This window comes from Pseudomonas sp. FW305-96 (genome assembly GCF_058783825.1).
On sequence record NZ_JBYSYW010000031.1, the window covers coordinates 1 to 24,837 of the forward strand.

Here is a 24,837-nt window from a genome sequence, read left to right on the forward strand (position 1 = left end):
GGGAGGACCGCGCTGAACGCCCCATCCTGGGGCGCAGCGCTTGACGGGCATCCATGCCCGTCACCTCCCTCCGCAAGGCCTGCGTTCGGCCTCCTGAAGTCGCGAAGTTACGGGCGGCGCCTGGACTGGCGTAGCTGTCGCTTGCAGGCTATGGGGTTAACCTTTTGATCGCCAAAGGCAAAGGCAAAGGCAAAGGCAAAGTCGCAGCAGCGAGCGTCAAAGGGCGTTGTGGCGAGCCAGGGCCCACTCCACATGTTCGCGTACCAGATCCGAAGGATCATCCCGCCGGGCATTGAGCGCCTCCAGCACGGGGATGGTCGACGGCGCGTTGCCAAGCCCCACCGCGAGGTTGCGCAGGAACCGTTCATACCCCGCCCGGCGCAGTGGCGAGCCTTCGGTGCAGCCGAGAAAACGCTTTTCATCCCACAGGAACAATTCGGCCAACTCGATATTGTCCAGCCCCCGACGGGGCATGAAGTCGTCTTCGGTCGTGGTCTTGGCGAAACGGTTCCACGGGCAGACGATCTGGCAATCGTCGCAACCAAACACCCGATTGCCGATCAGTGGGCGCAGTTCCAGTGGAATGGCCCCGCGCAACTCGATGGTCAGATACGAGATGCAGCGCCGGGCATCGAGCTGATAGGGCCCGACGAACGCCTGGGTCGGGCAGATGTCCAGGCAGGCCTGGCAACGCCCGCAATGATCGCTGCCCTGCACGCCGTCGATCGGCAGCGGCAAGTCGACGAACAGCTCGGCGAGGAAGAAATAGCTGCCCGCCTTGCGGTTGAGCAGCAGGGTGTTCTTGCCGATCCAGCCAAGGCCGGCCTCCTGGGCCAGGGCTTTCTCCAGCACCGGGGCACTGTCGACGAAGGCGCGGTAGCCGAACGGGCCGATGGCTTCCTGGATGCGGTCGGCGAAGTGCTGCACGCGCTTGCGCACCAGCTTGTGGTAGTCGCGGCCCAGGGCGTAACGCGAGATATAGGCCTTTTCAGGGTCCGCCAGGCGCTTGGCCATCTGCGTGTCGCCGGGCAAGTAGTCCATGCGCAGCGAGATCACCCGCAACGTGCCGGGGATCAGCTCGGCCGGACGCGAGCGCTTGTTGCCATGCTCGCCCATGTACTCCATTTCGCCGTTGTAGCCTGCCGCCAGCCAGCGCTGCAGATGCTGTTCGTGCTCGCCAAGGTCGACACCGGCGATGCCGACATGGGCAAAACCGAGTTCGCGGCCCCAATCCTTGATCGATTGGGCCAATGTGGCGATGTCTGGAAGGTCGGCGGACATGGATGAACAAGCATTACAAGCGGAGGTGCGTATAATTCTGCCAGACATCGGAGCCTTTGACCCCATGCCTCAGACCAAACACCCCCCATTACCGCTCAGCAGCCTGACCTTGGCCAGGCTGCCGCCACGTGCCGCTGATGCCCACAAGGGCGATTTCGGCCATGTGCTGGTGGTCGGCGGCGACCTGGGCACAGGCGGCGCGGTGATGCTCAGTGGCGAGGCGGCGTTGCGTTGTGGCGCCGGCCTGGTCAGCGTAGCCACCCGCCCCGAACACGTAGCTGCGGGGCTGACGCGCCTGCCCGAGACCATGTGGATGGGCGTGAGCTCGGCCAACCAACTGATGGCGTTGCTCGAGCGTGCCACGGTGCTGGTGGTCGGCCCTGGCCTCGGCCAGGCCGGGTGGGGGCGCAGCGTGTTGTCGGCGGTGGCCAATGCCCACCGGCCACAGGTGTGGGACGCCGATGCGCTCAACTTGCTGGCACGCACGCCACTGGCACTGCCCAGCGGCAGCATTCTCACCCCGCACCCCGGCGAGGCCGCGCGCCTGCTGGGGATTTCCACCGAGGCGGTGCAGGCCGACCGGCCGGGGGCGGCGCGCAAGCTGGCGCGTCGCTACGCCAGTGTCTGCGTGCTCAAGGGCGCCGGCACGCTGGTGGCCGACCCTGGCGGGCAACTGGCGTATTGCGGCCGTGGGCATCCGGCCATGGCCGGTGCCGGATTGGGCGATGTGTTGACAGGCGTGCTCGCAGCCTTGCTGGCCCAGGGGCTGGACGCCTGGCAGGCCGCGTGCCTGGGGGTGTGGCTGCATGCCTGCGCCGGCGAGCGGCTGGGTGTCAAAGGTAGAGGGCTGGCGGCCAGTGATCTGGTGCCGGTCATTAGAGCGTTATTGGAGGAGCATTCAGCGTGTCAGGCATAACCCTGTTTCTGGGCGACGAGGACGCCACCGTCGCTTTCGGCGCGAAACTGGCCGAAGTGACCAAAGGTCATGGTGTGATTTTTCTCGAGGGCGACCTGGGGGCAGGCAAAACCACCCTGTCCCGCGGGCTGATTCGTGGCCTGGGTCATACCGGCCCGGTAAAAAGTCCGACATTTACCGTGGTTGAACCCTACGAGATTGGTGAGGTTCGCGCCTTCCATTTCGACCTCTATCGCCTGGTCGACCCGGAAGAGCTTGAATTCATGGGCATTCGCGATTATTTCGAGGGCGATGCATTGTGCCTGTTCGAGTGGCCCGATAAAGGTGCGGGCGTTTTGCCAAAGCCCGACCTGACCATTACCATAAGCCCGCAAGCGGGCGGACGTTCGCTGAACCTGTCGCCGCAGGGGGCACGCGGCGAGTCCTGGTGTGCCGTTCTGGCCAAAGAATTCATACAGTAAGTGGGGAAAGGTATGCGCATACGCGCACTGGTCGCTGTTGTTGGGCTGCTGCTGACCGCGGTGACCGTTGACGCTCTGGCCGTCACTCAAGTCAAGAGCATGCGCCTGTGGCGCGCTCCGGACAATACGCGGCTGGTCTTCGACCTGTCCGGGCCTGTGCAGCACAGCGTCTTCACCCTCACCGCTCCTGATCGCCTGGTGATCGACATCAACGGTGCCACCCTGGGGGCGCCGCTGAACGTCTCCACCTCGAACACGCCGATCACCAGCGTGCGTTCAGCTCAGCGCACGCCCACCGACCTGCGCGTGGTGGTCGACCTGAAGAAAGCCGTGTCGCCAAAGAGCTTCACCCTGGCCCCGAACGCCCAGTACGGCAACCGCCTGGTGGTCGACCTGTATGACCAGGAAGCCGACGCCATCGCCGCCAGCAACCCGACACCGCCGCCGACGCCGCAGCCACCGGCCACCACGCCGGCGGTGCCCGTCACCCCGGCGCAGCCGGCGATCAAGTTGCCACCGGCGCCGAGTGGCAAGCGTGACATCGTGGTCGCCATCGACGCCGGTCACGGCGGCGAAGACCCGGGCGCGTCCGGCTCGCGTGGCCAGCACGAGAAAGATATCGTGCTGGATATCGCCAAGGAACTGCAGCGCCAGATCAACTCCGAGAAGGGTTACCGCGCCGAGCTGACCCGCACCGGTGACTACTTCATCCCGCTGCGCAAGCGCACCGAGATCGCCCGCAAGAAGGGCGCCGATCTGTTTGTCTCGATTCACGCCGACGCCGCGCCGTCGAAGGCTGCCTTTGGCGCTTCGGTGTTCGCCCTGTCCGACCGTGGCGCAACCTCCGAGACCGCCCGCTGGCTGGCCGACACGGAAAACCGCTCCGACCTGATCGGCGGCGCCGGCAACGTCAGCCTCGACGACAAGGACCGCATGCTGGCCGGGGTGCTGCTCGACCTGTCGATGACCGCCACCCTCAGTTCCAGCCTCAATGTCGGGCAGAAGGTGCTGGGCAACATGGGCCGGGTCACGCCGCTGCACAAGCAACGGGTGGAACAGGCTGGGTTCATGGTGCTGAAGTCGCCGGATATCCCGTCGATCCTTGTTGAAACCGGGTTCATCTCCAACGCCAACGAGGCGGCCAAGCTGGCTACCCGTAGCCATCAGCAGGCCTTGGCACGTTCGATTCATACCGGTGTGCGTCAATTCTTCCAGCAGAACCCGCCGCCTGGCACTTACATCGCCTGGCTGCGCGACAGTGGCAAGATCGTCCAGGGCCCGCGTGAACACACCGTGCGCCCCGGCGAGACGCTGGCGATGATTGCGGTGCGTTACCAGGTCAGCGTGGCTGGCCTGCGCAGTAGCAACAACCTGAAGACCGACGAGCTCAAGGTTGGCCAGCACCTTGACATCCCCACCACCGCCCTGGCGTCCCAGCAATGAGTGGCGGCTCGCGTATCCAGCTGCTCAGCCCGCGGCTGGCGAACCAGATCGCCGCCGGCGAGGTAGTCGAACGCCCCGCCTCGGTGGCCAAGGAATTGCTGGAGAACAGCCTCGACTCCGGTGCTCGGCGCATCGAGGTCGAGGTCGAACAGGGCGGCGTGAAGTTGCTGCGGGTGCGCGACAACGGCGGTGGCATTGCCCCCGATGACCTGCCGCTGGCGCTGGCCCGCCACGCCACCAGCAAGATCCGCGAACTGGAAGACCTTGAAGGCGTGCTCAGCCTGGGCTTTCGCGGCGAGGCCCTGGCATCGATCAGCTCGGTGGCGCGCCTGACCCTTACATCGCGTACCGCCGATGCCAGCGAAGCCTGGCAAGTGGAAACCGAGGGGCGCGACATGACCCCGCGGGTGCAGCCTGCCGCGCATCCGGTCGGCACCTCCGTCGAAGTGCGTGACCTGTTCTTCAATACCCCGGCGCGACGCAAGTTTCTCAAGGCCGAAAAGACCGAATTCGATCATCTGCAGGAAGTGATCCGGCGCCTGGCGCTGGCGCGTTTCGACGTCGGTTTTCACCTGCGGCACAACGGCAAGACCATCTTCAGCCTGCACGAGGCCGCCGACGAAACGGCCCGGGCGCGGCGGGTCGGCACCATCTGCGGCCCGGGCTTTCTCGAGCAGGCGCTGCCCATTGATGTCGAGCGCAACGGCCTGCGACTGTGGGGCTGGGTCGGTCTGCCGACCTTCTCGCGCAGCCAGGCCGATCTGCAGTATTTCTTCGTCAATGGCCGGGCCGTGCGCGACAAGCTGGTAGCCCATGCGGTGCGCCAGGCCTATCGCGACGTACTGTTCAATGGCCGGCACCCGACCTTCGTGCTGTTTCTCGAGTGCGACCCGACCGGCGTTGATGTCAACGTCCACCCGACCAAGCACGAGGTGCGCTTCCGCGAAGGGCGCATGGTTCATGACTTCCTCTATGGCACCTTGCACCGCGCCTTGGCTGATGTACGCCCGGAAGACCAGCTCGCCGCACCGGCTGCCACCGACGAGCTGGTCCGTCCCAGCGGCTTGCAGGCTGGCGAGTTTGGCCCTCAGGGCGAGATGCGCCTGGCCTCGCCTGTGCTCGAGCAGCCTCAGGGCGAACAGCGCCCTTCGTTCACGGGCGGCGCTGGGGCAGGTTATCAATACCAATACTCGCCTCGCCCTGCGCAGCCGGTGAGTACCGGCGAGGCGCAGGCGGTCTATCGTGAGTTCTACGCGCCACTGGACAATGCCGCAGCCCCGAGCGCGTTGCCGGAAAGCCAAGGCGATATCCCACCGTTGGGCTACGCCCTGGCGCAGCTCAAGGGGATCTATATCCTCGCCGAGAACGCCGTCGGCCTGGTGCTGGTGGATATGCACGCCGCCCATGAGCGGATCATGTACGAGCGGCTGAAGGTGGCGATGGCCAGTGAAGGCTTGAGCGGCCAGCCGTTGCTGGTGCCCGAGTCGCTGGCGTTGAGCCAGCGCGAAGCCGACTGCGCCGAGGAACATGCCCAATGGTTCCAGCGCCTGGGCTTCGAGCTGCAGCGCCTGGGCCCGGAAACCCTGGCGATCCGCCAGATCCCGGCCCTGCTCAAGCAGGCCGAGGCCAATCGCCTGGTGCAGGATGTGCTGGCCGACCTCATGGAGTACGGCACCAGTGATCGTATCCAGGCGCACCTCAACGAACTGCTGGGGACCATGGCTTGCCATGGCGCGGTGCGGGCCAACCGGCGCCTGGCCATCCCCGAGATGAACGCCTTGCTGCGCGACATGGAGAACACCGAGCGCAGCGGCCAGTGCAACCACGGCCGACCGACCTGGACTCAGATGGGCCTGGACGATCTGGACAAGCTGTTCCTGCGGGGCCGATGAAATGAGTGCCAGACCTCCGGCGATTTTCCTCATGGGCCCGACCGCGGCCGGCAAGACCGACCTGGCGATCGAACTGACCAGCAAGCTGCCCTGCGAGCTGATCAGTGTCGACTCGGCGCTGGTCTATCGCGGCATGGACATCGGTACCGCCAAGCCCTCCAAGGAAGTGCTGGCCGCGCATCCGCACCGCCTGATCGACATTCTTGACCCCGCCGAAAGCTACTCGGCCAAGCGTTTCTGCACCGATGCTCTCCAAGCCATGGCCGAGATCACCGCGCGCGGCAAGATCCCACTGCTGGTTGGCGGCACCATGCTCTATTACAAGGCACTGGTCGATGGCCTGGCGGACATGCCGCCAGCCGATGCCATGGTGCGTGCCGAGCTGGAGGCACAGGCGCAGGCGCTCGGTTTGGCCGAATTGCACCGCCAACTGGCCGAAGTCGATCCGGAGTCGGCGGCGCGCATTCATCCGAATGACCCGCAGCGGCTGATCCGTGCGCTTGAAGTGTACAAAGTGAGTGGCGAGAGCATGACCGCCCACCGTCAGCGTCAATACGCGGAAAGTAGCGGCGCAGACGCAGGCGCGGGCGAGCATTTGCCCTATACTGTCGCCAGCCTGGCGATAGCGCCTACAGATCGTCACATTTTGCATCAGCGAATTGCGTTACGATTTTCACAGATGCTGGAACAGGGCTTTGTCGACGAGGTCCGAACGCTGCGGGCCAGAAGTGACTTGCATGCGGAGCTGCCGTCTATAAGGGCAGTGGGATATCGGCAGGTCTGGGACTACCTCGACGGCAAGCTGACTGAGAATGAGATGCGTGAACGCGGTATCATTGCCACGCGTCAGCTGGCCAAGCGGCAATTCACCTGGTTGCGCGGCTGGTCCGACGTCCACTGGCTGGATAGCCTGGCCTGCGACAATCTGTCCCGCACCTTGAAATACCTGGGGACCGTCTCCATATTGAGCTGAGTCCCTGCCAGTTGCCGTCTATTCTTGCGAAGGGGCGGCATAATTTATCGATTTTCTTGATTTTCTATTATTGATCCTTACAGGAGTGCGGCATATGTCAAAAGGGCATTCGCTACAAGACCCTTACTTGAACACCTTGAGAAAAGAAAAAGTCCCGGTTTCGATCTATCTGGTCAACGGGATCAAGCTGCAGGGCCAGATCGAATCCTTCGACCAGTTCGTCGTGCTGCTGAAAAACACCGTCAGCCAGATGGTCTACAAGCACGCCATTTCGACCGTCGTCCCCGCACGCCCGGTTCGTCTGCCAAGCCCGACCGATGGTGAGCACGGCGACAGCGAGCCAGGCAACGCTTGAAAAAAGTAGGAGCCTGCATTGTTCTTTGAGCGCCACGGTGGTGGTGAGCGAGCGCTGCTCGTTCACTTGGAAGGTCAGAACCCTGAGGCGCGCGAAGACCCGCAGGAGTTTCAGGAGCTGGCGCTGTCGGCCGGAGCCGATATCGTTTCGCTGGTAACAGTGGCGCGGCATCAGCCCACCGCCAAGTTTCTGATCGGCAGCGGCAAGGTCGAGGAGTTGCGCGACCTGGTCCATTCGGCCGAAGCCGACCTTGTGATTTTCAATCACACCCTCACGCCCAGCCAGGAACGTAACCTCGAGCGCGTCTTCGAGTGTCGCGTGCTGGACCGTACCGGGCTGATTCTCGACATTTTCGCCCAGCGGGCGCGTACTCACGAAGGCAAGCTGCAGGTCGAACTGGCCCAGCTCGAGCACATGAGCACGCGGCTGGTACGCGGTTGGACCCACCTTGAGCGGCAGAAGGGCGGTATCGGCCTGCGTGGTCCGGGTGAAACCCAGCTCGAAACCGACCGCCGCCTGCTGCGGGTGCGCCTGCGCCAGATCAAGGCACGCCTGGAGAAGGTGCGCAGCCAGCGCGAACAGGCCCGCCGTGGGCGCAAGCGCGCGGACATCCCGTCGGTGTCGCTGGTGGGCTATACCAACGCCGGCAAGTCGACCCTCTTCAATGCGCTGACCGAATCCGATGTGTATGCCGCGGACCAGTTGTTCGCCACCCTCGACCCGACCTTGCGCCGGCTCGAGCTGGCCGACCTGGGGCCGATCGTGCTGGCCGACACCGTAGGTTTCATCCGCCACCTGCCGCACAAGCTGGTCGAGGCATTTCGGGCTACGCTCGAAGAGTCGAGCAACTCTGACCTGCTGCTGCACGTGATCGATGCCCATGAGCCCGAGCGCATGGAGCAGATTGAACAGGTACTGGCGGTGCTGGGCGAGATCGGTGCCGAGAGCTTGCCGATCCTCGAGGTCTATAACAAACTCGACCTGCTCGAAGATGTCGAGCCGCAGATCCAGCGCGATGCCGATGGCAAGCCGCAGCGAGTCTGGGTATCGGCACGTGATGGACGAGGCCTGGAGCTGGTTGGCCAGGCGATTGCCGAGTTGCTGGGGGACGACCTGTATGTCGGGACCCTGTGCCTGGAGCAACGGTTTGCCCGCCTGCGCGCGCAATTCTTTGCCCTGGGTGCCGTGCAGAGTGAAGAGCATGATGAAGAAGGGCGCAGCCTGCTGAGCGTGCGACTGCCCAGGGTCGAGTTGAATCGCCTGGTCAGCCGCGAAGGCATGGAGCCGCAAGTGTTTGTCGAGCAACACACTTTGCAATAAATGCCCGTCGAGGTCGCCGGGCAGCCGTGACAGGCATTCTGTAGCATTGGACGGCGCGCCGTGGGCGCGTCTTTGCTTTATCAGATGGAGAGCGCTATGGCTTGGAACGAGCCGGGTGGCAACTCGAACAATCAGGATCCCTGGGGCGGCCGCCGTAATGGTGGCGGCGGTGGTGGCGACAAGAAAGGTCCACCGGATCTGGACGAGGCCTTCCGCAAGCTGCAGGACAGCCTGAACGGCATGTTCGGCAGTGGCAAGAAACGTGGCGGCGGCGGTGACCGCAATATCGGCAAGGGTGGCGGCTATGGCCTGCTGGGCATCGGCCTGGCGGCTCTGGCGGCAATCTGGCTGTATAACGCCGTCTATGTCGTGGACGAGCAGGAGCAGGCCGTGGTGCTGCGCTTCGGCAAGTACTACGAGACCGTTGGTCCCGGCCTGAATATCTATTTCCCGCCGATCGACCGCAAGTACATGGAAAACGTGACCCGCGAGCGGGCGTACACCAAGCAGGGGCAGATGCTCACCGAAGACGAAAACATCGTCGAAGTGCCACTGACCGTGCAGTACCGCATCAGCAACCTGCAGGACTTCGTGCTCAACGTCGACCAGCCGGAAGTCAGCCTGCAGCATGCGACCGAAAGCGCCCTGCGCCACGTGGTGGGTTCCACCTCGATGGACCAGGTGCTGACCGAAGGCCGCGAGCAGATGGCGGTGGATATCCGCGAGCGCCTGCAGCGTTTCCTCGACACCTACCGCACCGGTATCACTGTCACCCAGGTCAACGTACAGAGCGCGGCAGCCCCGCGTGAAGTGCAGGAAGCCTTCGACGACGTGATCCGTGCCCGTGAGGACGAGCAGCGTGCGCGCAACCAGGCCGAGTCCTACGCCAATGGTGTGGTACCGGAGGCCCGTGGCCAGGCGCAGCGCATCATCGAGGACGCCAACGGCTACCGTGATGAAGTCATTGCCCGCGCCAAGGGTGAGGCCGATCGCTTCACCAAGTTGGTCGCCGAGTACCGCAAGGCACCGGAGGTCACGCGCCAGCGTCTGTACCTGGATACCATGCAGGAGGTCTACAGCAACTCCAGCAAGGTTCTGGTCACGGCCAAGGACGGGCAGAACAACCTGCTCTACCTGCCGTTGGACAAGATGGTCGAAGGCAGCCGTGGCAACAGTGCAGCGCCGGCCAGCAGCGTATCGCCGTCGGTCAATGACGCCGCCGCGCGTGCCGCGCAGGACCTGCAACCACAACCGCCGCTGCGTTCCAGGGAGAGCCGCTGATGAGCAATAAGTCACTGTTCGCCCTGATCGGCGCCGTGGTGCTGGCGATCGCCGCCTGGAACTGCTTCTACATCGTTTCGCAGACTGAACGCGCGGTATTGCTGCAGTTCGGCCGCGTGGTCAAGGCCGATGTCCAGCCTGGCCTGCACGTGAAGGTGCCGTACGTGAACCAGGTGCGCAAGTTCGACGCCCGCCTGATGACCCTCGACGCACCGACCCAGCGTTTCCTGACGCTGGAGAAGAAAGCGGTGATGGTCGATGCCTACGCCAAATGGCGAGTCAAGGACGCCGAGCGCTTCTATACCGCAACCTCGGGTATGAAGCAGATCGCCGACGAGCGCCTGTCGCGTCGTCTGGAGAGCGGCCTGCGTGACCAGTTTGGTAAGCGCACCCTGCACGAAGTGGTTTCCGGTGAACGTGATGCGCTGATGGCAGACATCACCGCGTCGCTGAACCGCATGGCCAGCAAGGAGCTGGGTATCGAAGTGGTCGACGTTCGCGTCAAGGCCATCGACCTGCCCAAGGAAGTCAACCGCAGCGTGTTCGACCGCATGAGCACCGAGCGCGAGCGTGAAGCCCGCGAGCACCGCGCCAAGGGTAACGAGCTGGCCGAAGGTATTCGTGCCGACGCCGATCGTCAGCGCCGAGTGCTGCTGGCCGAAGCGTACCGCGAAGCGGAAGAGACCCGTGGTGATGGCGATGCCCAGGCGGCTGCCATCTATGCCAAGGCCTACACGCAGGACGCCGATTTCTACGCGTTCTACCGTAGCCTCAAGGCCTACCGCGAAAGCTTCTCCAGCAAGAGCGATGTACTGGTCCTGGATTCGAAGAACGAGTTCTTCAGGTTCCTGGACAAGAGCAAGCCCTGATCGTGCTCTCATGAGGGATTCGCCCCGCCGGGCAGCTAAAATGCCTGGCGGGGTGCATCCTGAATGAAAAGGGGTGTATGATGAGTCAGCCGGGAAATTCCCGGCTTTTTTGCGTCTGCAAGGTTGATTGGCAAACGGCCAGTTGACGGTTTGGTCAGGTCGCAAGGCAATTAGAGGGTATTGGCTACGGTGGTTGCGCTGGGATCGGTGCTGCCCGCTGTTGTGCGTCAATGCCTGCTTTACTCACGGCTCGCCAGCTGGCAGGCCGCCCGGACCAGAGGGGAAATGGCGTAATGGCAACGGTAGACCGCTGGCTACTGCCAGATGGCATCGAGGAAGTACTGCCACCTGAGGCGGCGCGCATCGAGATCGCGCGTCGTCAGGTGTTGGACCTGTTCCAGAGTTGGGGTTACGAACTGGTCGTCACCCCGCATATCGAGTACCTGGAGTCGCTGCTCACCGGCGCCGGCCAGGACCTGGACCAGCGTACCTTCAAGGTCGTCGACCCGCAGTCCGGCCGCCTGATGGGTTTCCGTGCCGACTTCACGCCACAGGTGGCGCGCATCGACGCCCACACCCTGCGCCGTGAAGGCCCGAGCCGCCTGTGCTATGCCGGCAGCGTGCTGCATGCGCAGCCGCGTGCCTTGTCGACCTCGCGTAGCCCAATCCAGCTGGGCGCCGAGCTGTACGGCGACGCCAGCCCTACCAGCGATGTCGAAGTCATCAGCCTGATGCTCGCCACACTGCAGCTGACCGATGTCGCCGATGTGCACATGGACCTTGGCCATGTCGGTATCTATCGCGGCCTGGCCCGTGCCGCCAACCTGTCCGGCGCGGTCGAGCAGCAACTGTTCGATGCCCTGCAGCGCAAGGCCGTCGATGAAGTGCAGGCGCTGACCGCAGACCTGCCGAAGGACCTGGGCAACATGCTGCGCGCCCTGTGCGAACTGTGCGGTGGCCGTGAAGTGCTGGCCGAGGCCCGTGTACGCCTGGGCCGTGCCCCGGCCAGCGTGCTGGCGGCGCTGGACGACCTGTTGGCGATCGCCGACCGCCTGGCTTCGCGCTACCCGGACCTGCCGCTGTACTTCGACCTCGGCGAACTGCGCGGCTACCACTATCACACTGGCGTGGTGTTCGCCGTGTTCGTGCCTGGCGAAGGTCAATCGATCGCCCAGGGCGGCCGCTATGACGACATCGGCGCCGATTTTGGCCGGGCACGCCCGGCCACCGGATTCTCCACGGATTTGAAGACCCTGGTCACACTGGGGCGAGCGGAGGTCGTATTGCCTGTTGGCGGCATCTGGATGCCCGACAGCAGCGATGCGGCCCTCTGGCAGATGGTCTGCCAGTTGCGCAACGAGGGCCAGCGAGTGGTCCAGGCTTTGCCTGGCCAGCCGCTGAGTGCTGCCCTCGAGGCGGATTGTGATCGGCAATTGATTCAGCAAGACGGGCGCTGGCAGGTTCTGCCGCTGACCCATTGAGATTCTTCGCCGGCAATGGGCCGGCACCAAGTTTGCGTGAATGAGGACAAATGTAATGGGTAAGAATGTCGTCGTCCTGGGCACCCAGTGGGGTGATGAGGGCAAAGGCAAGATCGTCGATCTGCTGACCGAACATGCTGCCGCCGTCGTGCGCTACCAAGGTGGCCACAACGCGGGCCACACCCTGGTGATCAACGGTGAGAAGACTGTTCTGCACCTGATTCCGTCCGGCATCCTGCGTGAAGGCGTGCAATGCCTGATCGGCAACGGCGTGGTCGTTGCCCCGGATGCCCTGATGCGTGAAATCACCAAGCTGGAAGAGAAGGGCGTACCGGTGCGCGAGCGCCTGCGCATTTCCCCGGCGGCTCCCCTGATCCTGTCGTACCACGTGGCCCTCGACCAGGCCCGTGAAAAAGCCCGCGGCGAAGCCAAGATCGGCACCACCGGTCGTGGTATCGGCCCGGCCTACGAAGACAAGGTGGCCCGTCGCGGGCTGCGCGTCGGCGACCTGTTCCACCGCGAGCGCTTCGCCGCCAAGCTCGGTGAGCTGCTGGACTACCACAACTTCCAGCTGGTGAACTACTACAAAGAGCCGGCCATCGACTTCCAGCAGACACTGGACGAGTGCATGGCCTATGCCGAGCAGCTCAAGCCGATGATGCTCGACGTCACCGCCGAACTGCATAACCTGCGCCGCGCCGGCAAGGACATCATGTTCGAAGGCGCCCAGGGCTCGCTGCTGGACATCGACCACGGTACCTACCCGTACGTCACCAGCTCCAACACCACCGCCGGCGGCATCTCCACCGGTTCCGGCGTTGGCCCGATGTACCTGGACTACATCCTGGGCATCACCAAGGCCTACACCACCCGCGTCGGTTCCGGTCCGTTCCCGACCGAGCTGTTCGACGAGACCGGCGCCACTCTGGCCAAGCGTGGCCACGAGTTCGGCTCCACCACCGGCCGTGCCCGTCGTTGCGGCTGGTTCGATGCCGTGATCCTGCGTCGCGCCATCGACGTCAACAGCATCTCGGGCATCTGCCTGACCAAGCTGGATGTGCTGGACGGCCTGGAAACCATCAACATCTGCGTTGGCTACAAGAACGAGAACGGTGCCGTCATCGACGCGCCTTCCGATGCCGACAGCTACATCGGCCTGGAGCCGGTGTACGAAGAGATGCCAGGCTGGAGCGAGTCGACCCTGGGCGTTAAAACCCTGGAAGAGCTGCCGCAGGCCGCGCGCAACTACATCAAGCGCATCGAGGAACTGGTCGGCGCGCCGATCGATATCATCTCGACTGGCCCGGACCGCAACGAAACCATCGTGCTGCGTCATCCGTTCGCCTGATCAGCTACTCGCTAGCTGACTGAACGCCGCGCCCCCGCAAGGAGGCGCGGCGTTTTCATATGGGGTACGAAGTAGCGGCGGACTTGCCCCGCGCATGGCATCGGCGTGGGCAATTTCGCTGCCATGGATAATTACCTCATACCTTTGGCATTTATACCTGCTGTCTCAGGCACAACCCTTGCTGTAAGAAGTTTCTGTAGATGCCATCAAAGTAATGGCGCCAGAAACACGAGGGTTACAACGTGTCTGCCATCCTTTCACTGTTACGAAGTCGCCTCTTGCGGCCTGTGTTTGTTGCGCTTGGTATCGCTCTTCTGGTGCAGGTACTGGTTGCCGTTGCACTGACGCGGAGCACGGTAACCGCCCTGGAGGCCGATTTGGGGGCGCGCCTGGGCAATGACAGCCAGAAACTGGCTGCCGAACTGGAGCAGGCCGGGGAGGATGTCCGGGCTGGGCTCGACAGCCTTTCCGTCAGTACGCGTCAGCGTTTGAGTGCGGGCCTCTCCAGCCGCCTGCAGGATGAGCAGCAGCAGCTGCGCGCAACGCTGGAGGAAAATCTCAGGGACTCGGCTCATGAAATGGCCGATCTGTTGGCCTCGGTCGCGCCCCGGGCGATCTGGGACAACGACGTGCCGATGCTCTCGGACTTCGCTCGCCGTGCTCAGCGCAATCCCAATGTGCTGTTCGTGATCTACGATGATGCCCAGGGCCAGCACCTGACTCGCTACCTCAACCGGCAGAACCCGATCAACCAGGCATTGATGGAAAAGGGCCAGGGTGAACGGGCGCTGGACAAGGTGCTGGATGCCGCGCGCAAGGATCCGTCGGTGTACTTCGTAGAAGCGTCGATCAACCCCAATGGCGCAGAGATCGGCAAGGTGCTGATGGGCGTGTCCACCGCGGGCATCGACCAGGAGCTCAAGGCCCTGGATCAGCGCTTCGCGGCCTTGATCGCCAGTGGCGAGCAACTGGTCGGGGACAGCCTGGTGGCCGCCGCCGCCGACAGTGGCAAGGCCTTGCGTGCGCGCCTGGAGACAGCCCAGCACAGCGCCACGGCCATGCAGGCCAATACCGCGCAGACCGTGCGTGATGCCGCCGCCGAGCTGCGCTGGCGCATCGGCCTGGGTCTGGTGCTGGTCGGTCTGGGTGTGCTGGTGGTGGTGGCGGTGGTGCTCGGGCGCCGTGTCCTGAGCAAGCTCGGCCTGCTGATCGCCGCGTTGAACGACCTGGCCGCCGGCGAAGGCGACCTGACCAAGCGCGTCAAGCTCGACAGCCGTGACGAGATCGGCGACATGGCCTCGGCGGTCAACCGCTTCGTCGACAAGCTGCAGCCGATCGTCCGCGAGGCTGGCGAAGTGGCGCAGCGTACCGGCGTGGAGATCGACAGCATGGCCCAGCGCAACGCCGGGGCCGATGCCGCCGCCGCGTTGCAGCGCGACGAAGTGGCTGCCAGCCTGCGCGACCTGTCGAGCATGGCTGACGAGGCCCAGGCCGAGAGCCATGCCATGCAGGCGGCATTGCAGCAGGTGGTGGATATTCGCCAGGCGACCGACGAGAACAGCCGTGCCTCGACGCAATTGGCGAGGTTGATCGAGAACCTGGCCGGCGAAGTGCAGACCGGCTCCCAGGTGATCGAGCGGCTGGCCAAGCAGAGCGAGCAGATCGAGGTGGTGCTGACGGTGATCCATGGCATTGCCGAGCAGACCAACCTGTTGGCGCTTAACGCTGCTATCGAAGCTGCGCGGGCCGGAGAGACCGGGCGCGGTTTCGCCGTGGTGGCCGATGAGGTGCGTGCCTTGGCGAGCAAGACGCAGAGCTCGACCGGGGATATCCAGTCGCATATCGCTGCGCTGCAGCAAGGCGCCAAGGAGGCGGTGGCGACCATAAGCCAGGCCGGGCGCCAGGCCAGTGAAGGCTTGCTGGTGTTGCGTGACAATGAGCGGCGCCAGCAATCGGTGCAGACTGCGGTCGAGCAGGTGCATGCGGCGATCGGCCTGGCCACGCGAGCGGCCGAGCAGCAGGCCAGCGGCGCGCAGGCCGTGCGTGGGCGAGTCGAAACCATCCATGCCCAGGCCGAGCGTTCGGCCGAGGTGGTGATGCAGACCACCGCCAGCAGCAAGGTACTGGATGACCTGGCGGCGCAGTTGCGGGCCAGCCTGGGGCAGTTCAGGGCCTGAGGAAAGGTGGGGGCTTCATCGCCGGCAAGCCGGCTCCCACAATTACAGTGCGGGCTTGAGAGCGACGCGGTAGGGGTGGGAGTCGGCTTGTCGTGGCGACGAACCGCGGCAAAAGGGGCGCAACGCGCCCCCAAGGGGAGGCTGTCACGCCTTGTTCAGGTACATCCTGGTAGTCAGCAGATACACCGGCAATCCCGACACCACGATCAGCAACGCCGCATAAGGCGCCGCCGCCGCAAACTCGACGTTGGCGGTATGCGCCCACACCTCGGTGGCCAATGTGGTCATACCGGTCGGGCTGAGCAGCAGGGTGGCGGTCAATTCCTTCATCGCATCCAGGAACACAAGGGCGAAAGCCGCTGCCATTGCCGGGAAGATGATCGGCAAGGTAACCCGGCAGAAGGCCGCGAAGCTGCTGGCACCCAAGGTGCGTGCCGCCTCTTCCAGGGTTGGCGAGGCCTTGTTCAGTGCGGTGCGCACCGGCGACTGTGCCAGCGGCAGGAACAGCAAGGCATAGGCCAGGATCAGCAGCGCCGTGGTCTGGTACAGCGCCGGAACATAGTGCAGGGCAAAGAACACCAGGGTCAGCGCGATCACCAGCCCGGGCAGGGCGTGCAGCAGGTACGGCAACCGCTCGGCCCAGATCGCCAGGCGCCCCTTGTAGCGCACCACCAGAAAGCTGATTGGCAGGGCCAGCAGCACGCAGAAGCCGGCGCCACCCAATGACACCGACAGCGAGGTGCCCAGGGCCTTGCCGATGGCCGCGACCGGGAAGGCCGCCGATGAGCCCACGCTCAGCCAGTAGCCGAGCATGGCTAGCGGAATGCCGCTGCCCAGCACCGCCAGTGCCAGGCAGAACAGCTGGCTCAGAGGCATCCAGCCGCGCAGCCGCAAGGGTTGAGCGCGGCGCGCCACGCCCTGGCCAATGCGCACATGGCGCGCCTTGCCGCGTACCCGCAGTTCCAGCCATAGCATTGCCAGGCACAGCACCAGCAGCACCGCTGAGAGCATCGCCGCGTTGGCGTTGCTGAACTCCAGCTCGAACTGCTGGTAGATCGCTGTGGTGAAGGTCTGCAGGCCAAGGATCGACAGGGCGCCGAACTCCACCAGCATGTGCAGGGCAATCAGCAGCCCGCCGCCGAGCATCGACGGCCACAGCAACGGCAGGGTGATTTTGCGGAACACGCCCCAGCGGCTGCAGCCCAGAGTGCGCGCCGACTCCTCCAGCGCGGTATCCAGGTTGCGCAGGGTGGCGGCCACCGGCAGGAACACCAGTGGGTACTTCGACAGCGCCATCACCAGGATCGCCCCGCCCAGTCCTTCGAAGTCCGAGCTCAGCGACACCCAGGTGAAGCTGCTGACGAACGATGGCACGGCGAACGGCAGGCACAGCACCACGCCCCACAGGCGTCGGCCCGGCAGGTCGCTGCGCTCCAGCAGCCAGGCCAGGGCCACGCCCACCACCAGGCACAGCGCGGTGACGCCGACCATCAGCAGCAGGGTGTTGCGCAGCAAGCCCCACACGAACGGACGCCATAGCAGGCGCAGGGCTTCATGCCAGCCGGCATCCCAGGCCTTGAGCCCGACGTACAGCAATGGCAGCAGGCTCATGGCCACCAGGAACAGCACGGGCAGCACCACCCAGATGGACGGGCGCTTGCGCTTGGGGACGAAGCGCGCCAAGGCGGGTGAGGGCAGGGCGGCAGTCATCAGAGCAGGCCAACCTCACGTTCCAGTTCGATGGCTTCCTCGGCATTGCCAAGGTCGGCCGGCGAGATCTTCGGCGGGCGCAGCTCATCGAACGGCTTCAGGCCACGGTCGGAAACCATGCCTTTATGCAGCGGGTATTCGGCGGTGGTCTGGGTGATCACGCGCTGGCCTTCTTCGCTGGCCATCCAGTTGAGCAGGGCCTGTGCTTCTTTCGGGTGCTTGCTGGCCTTGACCGCGGCGGCACCGGAGATGGTCACCAGGTTGCCCGCGTCGCCGTCGGCCAGGTAGTACAGCTTGGAATCGAGCTTGCCGCGCTCGCGCTCCAGGGCGTACCAGTAGTAGTTGTTCACCAGTACCGCGGCGACTTCGCCTTTTTCCACGGCCTTCAGTGCGACCATGTTGTTGGTATAGGTCTTGCCGAAGGCTTTCAGGCCGGTCAGCCATTCTTCGGTGGCTTCGCGTCCGTGCATCTTGAGGATGGCCACCGCCTGTTCCTGGAAGGCGCCGCTGGTGGGCACGTAGCCGACACGGCCGTCCCATTCGGGGCCGGCGAAGTCCATCACCGTGGTCGGCAGTTCCTTCTCATCGATCTTCTTCGGGTTGTAGACCACCACGCGGGTGCGCGCGGTGACGCCCATCCAGGTGCCGTTGGCGCCCACGTACTCCTTGGGCAGCATGTTCAGGGTGGCGTCGTCGATCTTCGCCAGCAGGCCCAGTTCGCCCAGGTTGTTCAGCGGTGGCGACTCTTCGGTATAGATGATGTCGGCCGGCGAGCGTTCGCCTTCCTCGATGATCTGGCTGGCCAGCTGGTTGCTGCTGCCCTTGCGGATATTGATATGGATGCCGGTCTTGGCCTCGTAGGCCTTGGCGATGGCTTCACCGATTTCCTTGTGCTGGCCGTTGTACATTGTCAACGTGACTGGTTCGTTTGCCAGGGCGGCCGGAGCGCCGATCACCAGGCTCAGGACTGCGGCGGCCAGGGTGCGCATCAGCGGTTGCGGGCGGATCGTCATGCGGGTGCTTCCTCGCTTACGGCTACATATTTGGAAACAATGGTAAACGAAATTGTTTCTCAAATGGGCGCATGACGGGAAATTCATGGGTAGACGAAGGAGGGGGGCTGCCCGGCGACATGAAATCGCAGGCAAGAAAAAACCCACTAGCAAGCTAGTGGGTTTTTGTATGGTGCCCAGGAGAAGACTCGAACTTCCACGACCGTTAAGTCACTGATACCTGAAACCAGCGCGTCTACCAATTCCGCCACCTGGGCACACATTCGAGATTAAAAGATGCTTTACAGCGTCGTTCATCTCTACTACAACTTCGGGGTTGTCCGTCGTTGTGGTGCGCACTATACGGACGCTCCTGATGGCTGTAAAGCCCCTGATCGAAAAAAAATTCAAAAAATTCAACCCGTTGATTCCACGCGCCTATTTCCGTTCGGCGGATACCACGCCGGGGCTGTCCAAGGCTGACATTTCCGGTTTCAATACGCCTATGCCAGAATTCATATCTATATACCCCAAGGTGAACCCCTTCTGATGGCCGATTGGCAATCCCTCGATCCCGAGGCCGCTCGCGAAGCGGAAAAATACGACAACCCTATCCCCAGCCGTGAGCTGATCCTGCAGCGCCTCGCCGACCGTGGCGAGCCGGCTGCCCGCGAACAGCTGGCCGAAGAGTTCGGTCTTTACGAAGAAGACCAGATCGAAGCCCTGCGCCGCCGCCTGCGTGCCATGGAGCGCGACGGTCAGCTTATCTATACCCGGCGCGGCACCTATGCCCCGGTGGACAAGCTTGACCTTATCTGTGGCCGCGTGTCCGGCCACCGCGACGGTTTCGGCTTCCTGATTCCCGACGATGGCAGCGAAGACCTGTTCCTCAGCCCGTCGCAGATGCGCCTGGTGTTCGACGGCGACCGCGGCCTGGCCCGTGTTTCCGGCGTGGACCGCCGTGGCCGCCGCGAAGGTGTGCTGGTGGAAGTCATCTCCCGCGCCCACGAAAGCGTGGTCGGCCGTTACTTCGAAGAGGGCGGCATCGGCTATGTGACCCCCGACAACCCGAAGATCCAGCAGGAAGTGCTGGTCACCGCCGGGCGCAACGGCGGCGCCAAGATCGGCCAGTTCGTGTCGATCAAGATCACCCACTGGCCAACCCCGCGCTTCCAGCCGCAGGGTGATGTGGTCGAGGTGATCGGCAACTACATGGCGCCGGGCATGGAGATCGACATCGCCCTGCGCAGCTATGACATCCCGCATGTCTGGCCGCAGGAGGTGATCAAGGAAGCGCGCAAGTTCCGCTCCGAAGTCGAGGAGAAAGATAAAGAGAAGCGCATCGACCTGCGCCATCTGCCTTTCGTCACCATCGACGGCGAAGACGCCCGCGACTTCGACGATGCGGTGTATTGCGAGCCGCTGGGCAAGCTGCGCATGTTCTCCGGCGGCTGGCGCCTGTACGTGGCGATCGCTGACGTTTCCAGCTACGTGCGCCTGGGTTCGCCCCTGGATACCGAAGCGCAGCAACGGGGTAACTCGGTGTACTTCCCCGAGCGCGTCGTGCCGATGCTGCCCGAAGAGCTGTCCAACGGCCTGTGCTCGCTGAACCCGCACGTCGATCGCCTGGCCATGGTCTGCGAGATGACCATCAACAAGGCCGGCCAGATGGTCGACTACCAGTTCTACGAGGGTGTGATCCACTCCCATGCGCGCCTGACCTACAACAAGGTCAGCAGCATGCTCGAGCATTCCCGCACCCGCGAAGGCAAGGCCCTGCGCGAGGAGTACAGCGCGGTGCTGCCGGACCTGAAGAGCCTGTACGCCCTGTACAAGGTGCTGCTGGCGGCCCGTCACACCCGCGGCGCGATCGACTTCGAGACCCAGGAAACCCGGATCATCTTTGGCGATGACCGCAAGATCGACGAAATTCGTCCGACCGTGCGCAACGACGCCCACAAGCTGATCGAAGAGTGCATGCTGGCGGCCAACGTCGCGACGGCCGAGTTTCTGCAGAAGCACAATGTGCCTGCGCTGTACCGCGTGCACGACGGCCCGCCGCCCGAGCGCCTGGAGAAGTTGCGCGCATTCCTCGGTGAGCTGGGCCTGAGCCTGCACAAGGGCAAGGACCCTTCGCCGAAGGACTACCAGGCGCTGCTGGCGAGCATCGCCGGGCGCCCGGACTTCCACCTGATCCAGACCGTCATGCTGCGCTCGCTGAGCCAGGCGGTGTACAGCGTCGAGAACAACGGCCACTTCGGCCTGAACTACGAGGCCTACACCCACTTCACCTCGCCGATCCGTCGTTACCCGGACCTGCTGGTGCACCGCGCCATCCGCAGCGTGATCCGCTCCAAGGTCGACACCCCGCATGTCAAGCGTGCCGGTGCCATGAGCATTCCCAAGGCGCGCATCTACCCGTACGACGAGAACAGCCTCGAGCAGATGGGCGAGCAGTGCTCGATGACCGAGCGCCGCGCCGACGAGGCTACCCGCGACGTGGTCAACTGGCTCAAGTGCGAGTACATGCGTGATCGCGTCGGCGAGACCTTCCCAGGTGTGATCACTGCGGTGACCGGCTTTGGCCTGTTCATCGAGCTGACCGACATCTATGTCGAAGGCCTGGTGCATGTCAGCGCCTTGCCGGGTGACTACTACCACTTCGATCCGGTGCATCACCGCCTGTCCGGTGAGCGCAGCGGCCGCAGCTTCCGCCTGGGCGACACGGTCGAGGTGAAGGTCATGCGTGTCGACCTCGAGCAGCGCAAGATCGACTTCGAAATGTCGGAGAAGACCGTCACCGCACCGGTTGGCCGCAAGCCACGCGCTGCCGCGCAGCCGGTGGCCGAGCAGGCGCCTGCCGCCGAAGCGAAGATTTCGCCCAAGCCGCGCAGTCGCAAGAGCGAGGCCTCCGAGGCGTACTTCCCGAAAGACGCCGTGCAGCGCAATGCCGAGGTGCGCAAGAGCCGTGAAATGAAGAAGGCGCTGATGGGCGAGGCGCGTGCCAGCGGCCATGCCGGCGGCAAGTCGGAAAAAGGTGGCAAGTCGTCCGGCAAGCCGACCAAGCATCGCAAGGGGCCGCCCAAGTCCGGCGCGCCACGCAAGGGCAAGAACAAGTCATGAGTCAGCTGGAAAAGATCTACGGCGTGCATGCCGTGCAGGCGCTGCTGCAACACCACCCCAAGCGGGTAAAGCAGATCTGGCTGTCCGAAGGGCGCAGTGAGCCACGCATCCAGGCCCTGCTGGAGCTGGCTGCGCAGAACCGCGTCCAGGTCGGCCAGGCCGAGCGCCGTGAGCTCGACGCCTGGGTCGAAGGTGTGCACCAGGGGGTGGTCGCCGACGTGAGCCCGAGCCAGGTATGGGGCGAGGCGATGCTCGACGAGCTGCTCGAGCGCACCGAGACGCCGCCACTGATCCTGGTGCTTGATGGCGTTACCGATCCGCACAACCTCGGCGCCTGTCTGCGCACCGCCGATGCGGCCGGGGCGACCGCCGTGGTGATCCCCAAGGACAAGTCCGCGACCCTGACCGGCGTGGTGCGCAAGGTGGCCTGCGGCGCCGCCGAGGTGATGCCGCTGGTGGCCGTGACCAACCTGGCGCGTACCCTGGAGAAACTCCAGCAGCGCGGACTGTGGGTGGTCGGTACCGCTGGCGAGGCCGAGCAGGAAATCTACCAGCAGGACCTGACCGGTCCGCTGGTGATGATCATGGGGGCCGAAGGCAAGGGCATGCGCCGCCTGACCCGTGAACACTGTGATTTCCTGGTGAAGTTGCCGATGGGCGGCAGCGTCAGCAGCCTGAACGTTTCGGTGGCCACCGGGGTGTGCCTGTTCGAGGCCGTGAGGCAGCGTCAGGTCAAGCGCTGATTCATTGCTCGTGGGGCGGGGTCGTGGGAGCGGGCTTGCCCCGCGATGCGATGGCAAACCCACCACCATCGCGGGGCGGGTCGCCGCATCGCCGCTCCCACGAGCCCCGTTCCCGCAAGAATCACCCGACCTGGCGAATATGTTTCCGGCTGTTCAAATATTCGCCAACCTCCTTGCTTGTCCTTCCCGGCTTCTCTACAATTGCGCCCCTTGCCGAGCTGGCAGGCGCGCATGTGCCTTCTCTCTAGGGCAAGACATACAGTGTCATTCACTCCTTGTCTGACCAGGTTGCTGGCAGACTACTAACCCGTAAGGAGCATTCATGCGTCATTACGAAATCATCTTCCTGGTTCACCCGGACCAGAGCGAGCAAGTCGGCGGCATGGTTGAGCGTTACACCAAGCTGATCGAAGAAGATGGTGGCAAGATCCACCGCCTGGAAGACTGGGGCCGTCGTCAACTGGCCTACGCAATCAACAATGTTCACAAGGCTCACTACGTGATGCTGAACGTTGAGTGCTCCGGCAAGGCCCTGGCCGAGCTGGAAGACAACTTCCGCTACAACGATGCCGTGATCCGTAACCTGGTCATCCGTCGCGACGAAGCCGTCACCGGCCCGTCCGAGATGCTCAAGGCAGAAGAGAACCGCAGCGAGCGCCGTGAGCGTCGTGAACGTCCTGAGCATGCTGATGGCGCCGAAGGCGACGACAGCAATGACAGCGACAACAGCGATAACGCTGACGAGTAATCCACGGACCTTTTGAGGAGCCTATTACATGGCACGTTTCTTCCGTCGTCGTAAATTCTGCCGCTTCACTGCTGAAGACGTGAAAGAGATCGACTTCAAAGATCTCAACACCCTGAAAGCTTACGTATCCGAAACCGGCAAGATCGTTCCAAGCCGCATCACCGGTACCAAAGCTCGTTATCAGCGTCAGCTGGCCACCGCTATCAAGCGCGCCCGCTTCCTGGCCCTGCTGCCCTACACCGACAGCCACGGCCGCTGAGACCGGGTCGTCGACTAAGTAGCAAGGGATAAGCATGCGAGCGTTGGCAAGTTTCATCATGCGCGGTCGTGTGCAGGCCACCCTCGTGGTGGTCATCAGCGCGGTACTGCCGCTGCTGTTCTGGTTGAGTGCCGCTGCCGGGAGCCTTGTGCTCCTGCGGCGCGGGTTCAAGGACGCTTCATCGGTCATCGCCTGGGGCCTTTTGCCAGCGTTGATCATGGGGTTCTTCGGCGAACCGAGCACCTTGCTGGTGCTTTTGGGAACGCTGGGTCTGGCCGCCTCGTTGCGCGCCGGGCATTCCTGGACCCGGGTACTGCTGTCCAGTGTCGCATTAGGCTTGCTGTACAGCCTGATCCTGGATGCGGTGATGCGCGAAACCTTCGAGGTGCTGGCCAAGGCGCTTGAAAAAGCCCTGCCGCAGTTCGAGGGCCAACCAGTACTACCTGGTGAGCTGATCGGCCCTTTGCTGGTCGCTTCCAGTGCGGTAATGCTGCAGCTGTTCAGCCTGCTGGCCTTGATGCTGGCGCGCTATTGGCAGGCTGCGTTGTACAACCCCGGTGGTTTCGGGCGCGAGTTTCGCGAACTGAGGCTGCCGCTGGTACCCATGCTGGTGCTGGTGTCATTGATGGTGTTGGGCCCGTTCATCGGGTCGCAGTTCATCGTCCTGGCCAGTGCGTCCAGCCTGGTGCTGCTGCTCGCTGGCATCGCCCTGATTCACGGGCTGGTGGCACAAGGGCGACTGGCCGGTTTCTGGCTGGTGGGGATGTACGTGACGTTGCCGCTGCTCATGCAGCTGATGTATCCGTTGCTCGTGGTTCTGGCCATTGTCGACAGCCTGATTGATTTTCGCGGTCGCAAGTCCCCTTCACAGGGTGACGACTCCGCGAACGGTGAAGGTTAAAAGTTAAGAGGTTTTACCAAATGGAACTGATCCTGCTGGAAAAAGTCGCCAACCTGGGCAACCTGGGCGACAAAGTAAACGTTAAGGCTGGTTACGGCCGTAACTTCCTGCTGCCATTCGGCAAGGCCACCGTTGCCAACGCCGCCAACCTGGCCGCGTTCGAAGAACGCCGCGCCGAGCTGGAAAAAGCCGCCGCAGAGAAAAAAGCTTCGGCTGAAAGCCGCGCTGCCCAACTGGCCGAGCTGGAAGTGACCATCACTGCCACCGCTGGCGACGAAGGCAAGCTGTTCGGTTCGATCGGCACCCACGACATCGCTGACGCCCTGACCGCCTCCGGCGTTGAAGTGGCCAAGGCTGAAGTTCGTCTGCCGAACGGCACCATCCGTCAGGTTGGCGAATACGACGTAGCCGTGCACCTGCACAGCGACGTTGAAGCCACCGTACGTGTGGTCGTCGTAGCTGCCTAAGCTGCGTAATCGGCTGGTCCCTCGCGGGCCAGGCGGTTAACATCGGGCACGGTCCTGTTTTGCGCAGGCCGTGCCCTTTGTCTTTTTCATCTTCCAG

At 63.7% G+C, this 24,837-nt stretch carries 23 protein-coding genes, 1 tRNA gene and 1 pseudogene; 20 read left to right on the top strand and 5 right to left on the bottom strand.

The features are described 5' to 3' along the window. Window positions 1-216 precede the first annotated feature (216 nt). On the bottom strand, window positions 217-1,281 hold the full coding sequence (gene queG, locus AC3WL2_RS20180; RefSeq protein ID WP_102683930.1) for a tRNA epoxyqueuosine(34) reductase QueG: 1,065 nt from the start codon (window positions 1,279-1,281) through the stop codon (window positions 217-219). Window positions 1,282-1,345: 64 nt separating this feature from the next. Between queG and AC3WL2_RS20185 the strand changes: the two genes are divergently transcribed. From AC3WL2_RS20185 to AC3WL2_RS20235, 11 genes are all read left to right on the top strand, one after another. After that, window positions 1,346-2,197 (top strand): NAD(P)H-hydrate dehydratase, encoded by an 852-nt coding sequence (locus AC3WL2_RS20185; protein WP_102683931.1) that lies wholly within the window; start codon window positions 1,346-1,348, stop codon window positions 2,195-2,197. Beyond that, complete coding sequence (gene tsaE, locus AC3WL2_RS20190) at window positions 2,185-2,658, top strand: tRNA (adenosine(37)-N6)-threonylcarbamoyltransferase complex ATPase subunit type 1 TsaE (RefSeq protein WP_102683932.1); 474 nt, start codon at window positions 2,185-2,187, stop codon at window positions 2,656-2,658. The genes AC3WL2_RS20185 and tsaE overlap by 13 nt, the downstream gene beginning before the upstream one ends. 12 nt (window positions 2,659-2,670) lie before the next feature. Beyond that, window positions 2,671-4,101, top strand: coding sequence for an N-acetylmuramoyl-L-alanine amidase (locus tag AC3WL2_RS20195; RefSeq protein ID WP_102683933.1), 1,431 nt, complete (start codon window positions 2,671-2,673; stop codon window positions 4,099-4,101). Then, entirely contained in the window at window positions 4,098-5,993 is a 1,896-nt protein-coding gene (mutL, locus tag AC3WL2_RS20200) for a DNA mismatch repair endonuclease MutL (protein ID WP_102683934.1), read from the top strand. The genes AC3WL2_RS20195 and mutL overlap by 4 nt, the downstream gene beginning before the upstream one ends. A gap of 1 nt (window position 5,994) precedes the next feature. Further along, window positions 5,995-6,966, top strand: a complete 972-nt coding sequence (gene miaA, locus AC3WL2_RS20205) for a tRNA (adenosine(37)-N6)-dimethylallyltransferase MiaA (protein ID WP_102683935.1) — start codon at window positions 5,995-5,997, stop codon at window positions 6,964-6,966. A gap of 94 nt (window positions 6,967-7,060) precedes the next feature. After that, window positions 7,061-7,321 (top strand): RNA chaperone Hfq, encoded by a 261-nt coding sequence (gene hfq, locus AC3WL2_RS20210; protein WP_023629894.1) that lies wholly within the window; start codon window positions 7,061-7,063, stop codon window positions 7,319-7,321. Window positions 7,322-7,339: 18 nt separating this feature from the next. Beyond that, the gene (hflX, locus tag AC3WL2_RS20215) at window positions 7,340-8,641 is read left to right on the top strand and encodes a ribosome rescue GTPase HflX (RefSeq protein ID WP_102683936.1); all 1,302 of its coding nucleotides are present in this window, start codon (window positions 7,340-7,342) and stop codon (window positions 8,639-8,641) included. A 96-nt stretch (window positions 8,642-8,737) separates the two neighbouring features. After that, window positions 8,738-9,922, top strand: coding sequence for an FtsH protease activity modulator HflK (gene hflK, locus AC3WL2_RS20220; RefSeq protein WP_102683937.1), 1,185 nt, complete (start codon window positions 8,738-8,740; stop codon window positions 9,920-9,922). Then, entirely contained in the window at window positions 9,922-10,791 is an 870-nt protein-coding gene (gene hflC / locus AC3WL2_RS20225) for a protease modulator HflC (protein ID WP_023629896.1), read from the top strand. The genes hflK and hflC overlap by 1 nt, the downstream gene beginning before the upstream one ends. Window positions 10,792-11,084: 293 nt before the next feature. Continuing rightward, window positions 11,085-12,272: an ATP phosphoribosyltransferase regulatory subunit gene (locus AC3WL2_RS20230; RefSeq protein WP_102683938.1), complete on the top strand. Its 1,188-nt coding sequence runs from the start codon at window positions 11,085-11,087 to the stop codon at window positions 12,270-12,272. 55 nt (window positions 12,273-12,327) lie between these two features. Then, window positions 12,328-13,620 carry an adenylosuccinate synthase gene (locus tag AC3WL2_RS20235; RefSeq protein ID WP_028688256.1) on the top strand — a complete coding sequence of 431 codons (1,293 nt, stop codon included), beginning with the start codon at window positions 12,328-12,330 and terminating at the stop codon, window positions 13,618-13,620. Between the two features lie 263 nt (window positions 13,621-13,883). Here AC3WL2_RS20235 and AC3WL2_RS20240 read toward each other — a convergent pair whose 3' ends face one another. Next, the gene (locus tag AC3WL2_RS20240) at window positions 13,884-14,195 is read right to left on the bottom strand and encodes a hypothetical protein (RefSeq protein ID WP_371918103.1); all 312 of its coding nucleotides are present in this window, start codon (window positions 14,193-14,195) and stop codon (window positions 13,884-13,886) included. A 483-nt stretch (window positions 14,196-14,678) separates the two neighbouring features. Here AC3WL2_RS20240 and AC3WL2_RS20245 point away from each other — a divergent pair. Both AC3WL2_RS20245 and AC3WL2_RS20250 read left to right on the top strand, forming a co-directional pair. Next, window positions 14,679-14,891 (top strand): annotated as a pseudogene (locus AC3WL2_RS20245) (methyl-accepting chemotaxis protein); the annotation flags it as partial. Window positions 14,892-15,092: 201 nt separating this feature from the next. Further along, window positions 15,093-15,797, top strand: a complete 705-nt coding sequence (locus AC3WL2_RS20250; protein WP_371918106.1) for a methyl-accepting chemotaxis protein — start codon at window positions 15,093-15,095, stop codon at window positions 15,795-15,797. A 144-nt stretch (window positions 15,798-15,941) separates the two neighbouring features. On the opposite strand, the gene AC3WL2_RS20255 is transcribed toward AC3WL2_RS20250, so the two are convergent. The 3 genes from AC3WL2_RS20255 to AC3WL2_RS20265 form a co-directional block, all read right to left on the bottom strand. Next, entirely contained in the window at window positions 15,942-17,507 is a 1,566-nt protein-coding gene (locus AC3WL2_RS20255; RefSeq protein ID WP_102683940.1) for an ABC transporter permease, read from the bottom strand. Further along, window positions 17,507-18,520, bottom strand: coding sequence for an extracellular solute-binding protein (locus AC3WL2_RS20260; protein ID WP_102683941.1), 1,014 nt, complete (start codon window positions 18,518-18,520; stop codon window positions 17,507-17,509). The genes AC3WL2_RS20255 and AC3WL2_RS20260 overlap by 1 nt, the downstream gene beginning before the upstream one ends. A 170-nt stretch (window positions 18,521-18,690) precedes the next feature. Beyond that, a tRNA-Leu gene (locus AC3WL2_RS20265) sits at window positions 18,691-18,777 on the bottom strand. 98 nt (window positions 18,778-18,875) lie between these two features. Between AC3WL2_RS20265 and AC3WL2_RS20270 the strand changes: the two genes are divergently transcribed. The 7 genes from AC3WL2_RS20270 (at window position 18,876) to rplI (ending at window position 24,740) form a co-directional block, all read left to right on the top strand. Next, the gene (locus tag AC3WL2_RS20270) at window positions 18,876-19,049 is read left to right on the top strand and encodes a hypothetical protein (RefSeq protein WP_158247513.1); all 174 of its coding nucleotides are present in this window, start codon (window positions 18,876-18,878) and stop codon (window positions 19,047-19,049) included. Continuing rightward, complete coding sequence (gene rnr / locus AC3WL2_RS20275; protein WP_102683942.1) at window positions 19,049-21,622, top strand: ribonuclease R; 2,574 nt, start codon at window positions 19,049-19,051, stop codon at window positions 21,620-21,622. Before AC3WL2_RS20270 ends, rnr begins: the two co-directional genes overlap by 1 nt. Further along, window positions 21,619-22,365 (top strand): 23S rRNA (guanosine(2251)-2'-O)-methyltransferase RlmB, encoded by a 747-nt coding sequence (gene rlmB / locus AC3WL2_RS20280; protein ID WP_102683943.1) that lies wholly within the window; start codon window positions 21,619-21,621, stop codon window positions 22,363-22,365. The genes rnr and rlmB overlap by 4 nt, the downstream gene beginning before the upstream one ends. 322 nt (window positions 22,366-22,687) lie before the next feature. Further along, window positions 22,688-23,113, top strand: a complete 426-nt coding sequence (gene rpsF / locus AC3WL2_RS20285) for a 30S ribosomal protein S6 (protein ID WP_023629370.1) — start codon at window positions 22,688-22,690, stop codon at window positions 23,111-23,113. A gap of 28 nt (window positions 23,114-23,141) precedes the next feature. Continuing rightward, on the top strand, window positions 23,142-23,372 hold the full coding sequence (gene rpsR, locus AC3WL2_RS20290) for a 30S ribosomal protein S18 (protein ID WP_003249563.1): 231 nt from the start codon (window positions 23,142-23,144) through the stop codon (window positions 23,370-23,372). 34 nt (window positions 23,373-23,406) lie between these two features. Continuing rightward, the gene (locus tag AC3WL2_RS20295; protein WP_046854005.1) at window positions 23,407-24,273 is read left to right on the top strand and encodes a hypothetical protein; all 867 of its coding nucleotides are present in this window, start codon (window positions 23,407-23,409) and stop codon (window positions 24,271-24,273) included. Window positions 24,274-24,293: 20 nt separating this feature from the next. Further along, window positions 24,294-24,740: a 50S ribosomal protein L9 gene (gene rplI / locus AC3WL2_RS20300; protein WP_046854006.1), complete on the top strand. Its 447-nt coding sequence runs from the start codon at window positions 24,294-24,296 to the stop codon at window positions 24,738-24,740. Window positions 24,741-24,837: the final 97 nt, after the last annotated feature.

What these genes read in the sequence shown, in the direction of transcription:
- queG (WP_102683930.1), bottom strand. Translation starts at nt 1,281, where the DNA reads ATGTCCGCCGACCTTCCAGACATCGCCACATTGGCCCAATCGATCAAG.
- AC3WL2_RS20185 (WP_102683931.1), top strand. Translation starts at nt 1,346, where the DNA reads ATGCCTCAGACCAAACACCCCCCATTACCGCTCAGCAGCCTGACCTTG.
- AC3WL2_RS20195 (WP_102683933.1), top strand. Translation starts at nt 2,671, where the DNA reads ATGCGCATACGCGCACTGGTCGCTGTTGTTGGGCTGCTGCTGACCGCG.
- mutL (WP_102683934.1), top strand. Translation starts at nt 4,098, where the DNA reads ATGAGTGGCGGCTCGCGTATCCAGCTGCTCAGCCCGCGGCTGGCGAAC.
- miaA (WP_102683935.1), top strand. Translation starts at nt 5,995, where the DNA reads ATGAGTGCCAGACCTCCGGCGATTTTCCTCATGGGCCCGACCGCGGCC.
- hfq (WP_023629894.1), top strand. Translation starts at nt 7,061, where the DNA reads ATGTCAAAAGGGCATTCGCTACAAGACCCTTACTTGAACACCTTGAGA.
- hflK (WP_102683937.1), top strand. Translation starts at nt 8,738, where the DNA reads ATGGCTTGGAACGAGCCGGGTGGCAACTCGAACAATCAGGATCCCTGG.
- hflC (WP_023629896.1), top strand. Translation starts at nt 9,922, where the DNA reads ATGAGCAATAAGTCACTGTTCGCCCTGATCGGCGCCGTGGTGCTGGCG.
- AC3WL2_RS20230 (WP_102683938.1), top strand. Translation starts at nt 11,085, where the DNA reads ATGGCAACGGTAGACCGCTGGCTACTGCCAGATGGCATCGAGGAAGTA.
- AC3WL2_RS20235 (WP_028688256.1), top strand. Translation starts at nt 12,328, where the DNA reads ATGGGTAAGAATGTCGTCGTCCTGGGCACCCAGTGGGGTGATGAGGGC.
- AC3WL2_RS20240 (WP_371918103.1), bottom strand. Translation starts at nt 14,195, where the DNA reads ATGAGCCGAGTCCCTGAGATTTTCCTCCAGCGTTGCGCGCAGCTGCTG.
- AC3WL2_RS20250 (WP_371918106.1), top strand. Translation starts at nt 15,093, where the DNA reads ATGGCTGACGAGGCCCAGGCCGAGAGCCATGCCATGCAGGCGGCATTG.
- AC3WL2_RS20255 (WP_102683940.1), bottom strand. Translation starts at nt 17,507, where the DNA reads ATGACTGCCGCCCTGCCCTCACCCGCCTTGGCGCGCTTCGTCCCCAAG.
- AC3WL2_RS20260 (WP_102683941.1), bottom strand. Translation starts at nt 18,520, where the DNA reads ATGACGATCCGCCCGCAACCGCTGATGCGCACCCTGGCCGCCGCAGTC.
- AC3WL2_RS20270 (WP_158247513.1), top strand. Translation starts at nt 18,876, where the DNA reads ATGGCTGTAAAGCCCCTGATCGAAAAAAAATTCAAAAAATTCAACCCG.
- rnr (WP_102683942.1), top strand. Translation starts at nt 19,049, where the DNA reads ATGGCCGATTGGCAATCCCTCGATCCCGAGGCCGCTCGCGAAGCGGAA.
- rlmB (WP_102683943.1), top strand. Translation starts at nt 21,619, where the DNA reads ATGAGTCAGCTGGAAAAGATCTACGGCGTGCATGCCGTGCAGGCGCTG.
- rpsF (WP_023629370.1), top strand. Translation starts at nt 22,688, where the DNA reads ATGCGTCATTACGAAATCATCTTCCTGGTTCACCCGGACCAGAGCGAG.
- rpsR (WP_003249563.1), top strand. Translation starts at nt 23,142, where the DNA reads ATGGCACGTTTCTTCCGTCGTCGTAAATTCTGCCGCTTCACTGCTGAA.
- AC3WL2_RS20295 (WP_046854005.1), top strand. Translation starts at nt 23,407, where the DNA reads ATGCGAGCGTTGGCAAGTTTCATCATGCGCGGTCGTGTGCAGGCCACC.
- rplI (WP_046854006.1), top strand. Translation starts at nt 24,294, where the DNA reads ATGGAACTGATCCTGCTGGAAAAAGTCGCCAACCTGGGCAACCTGGGC.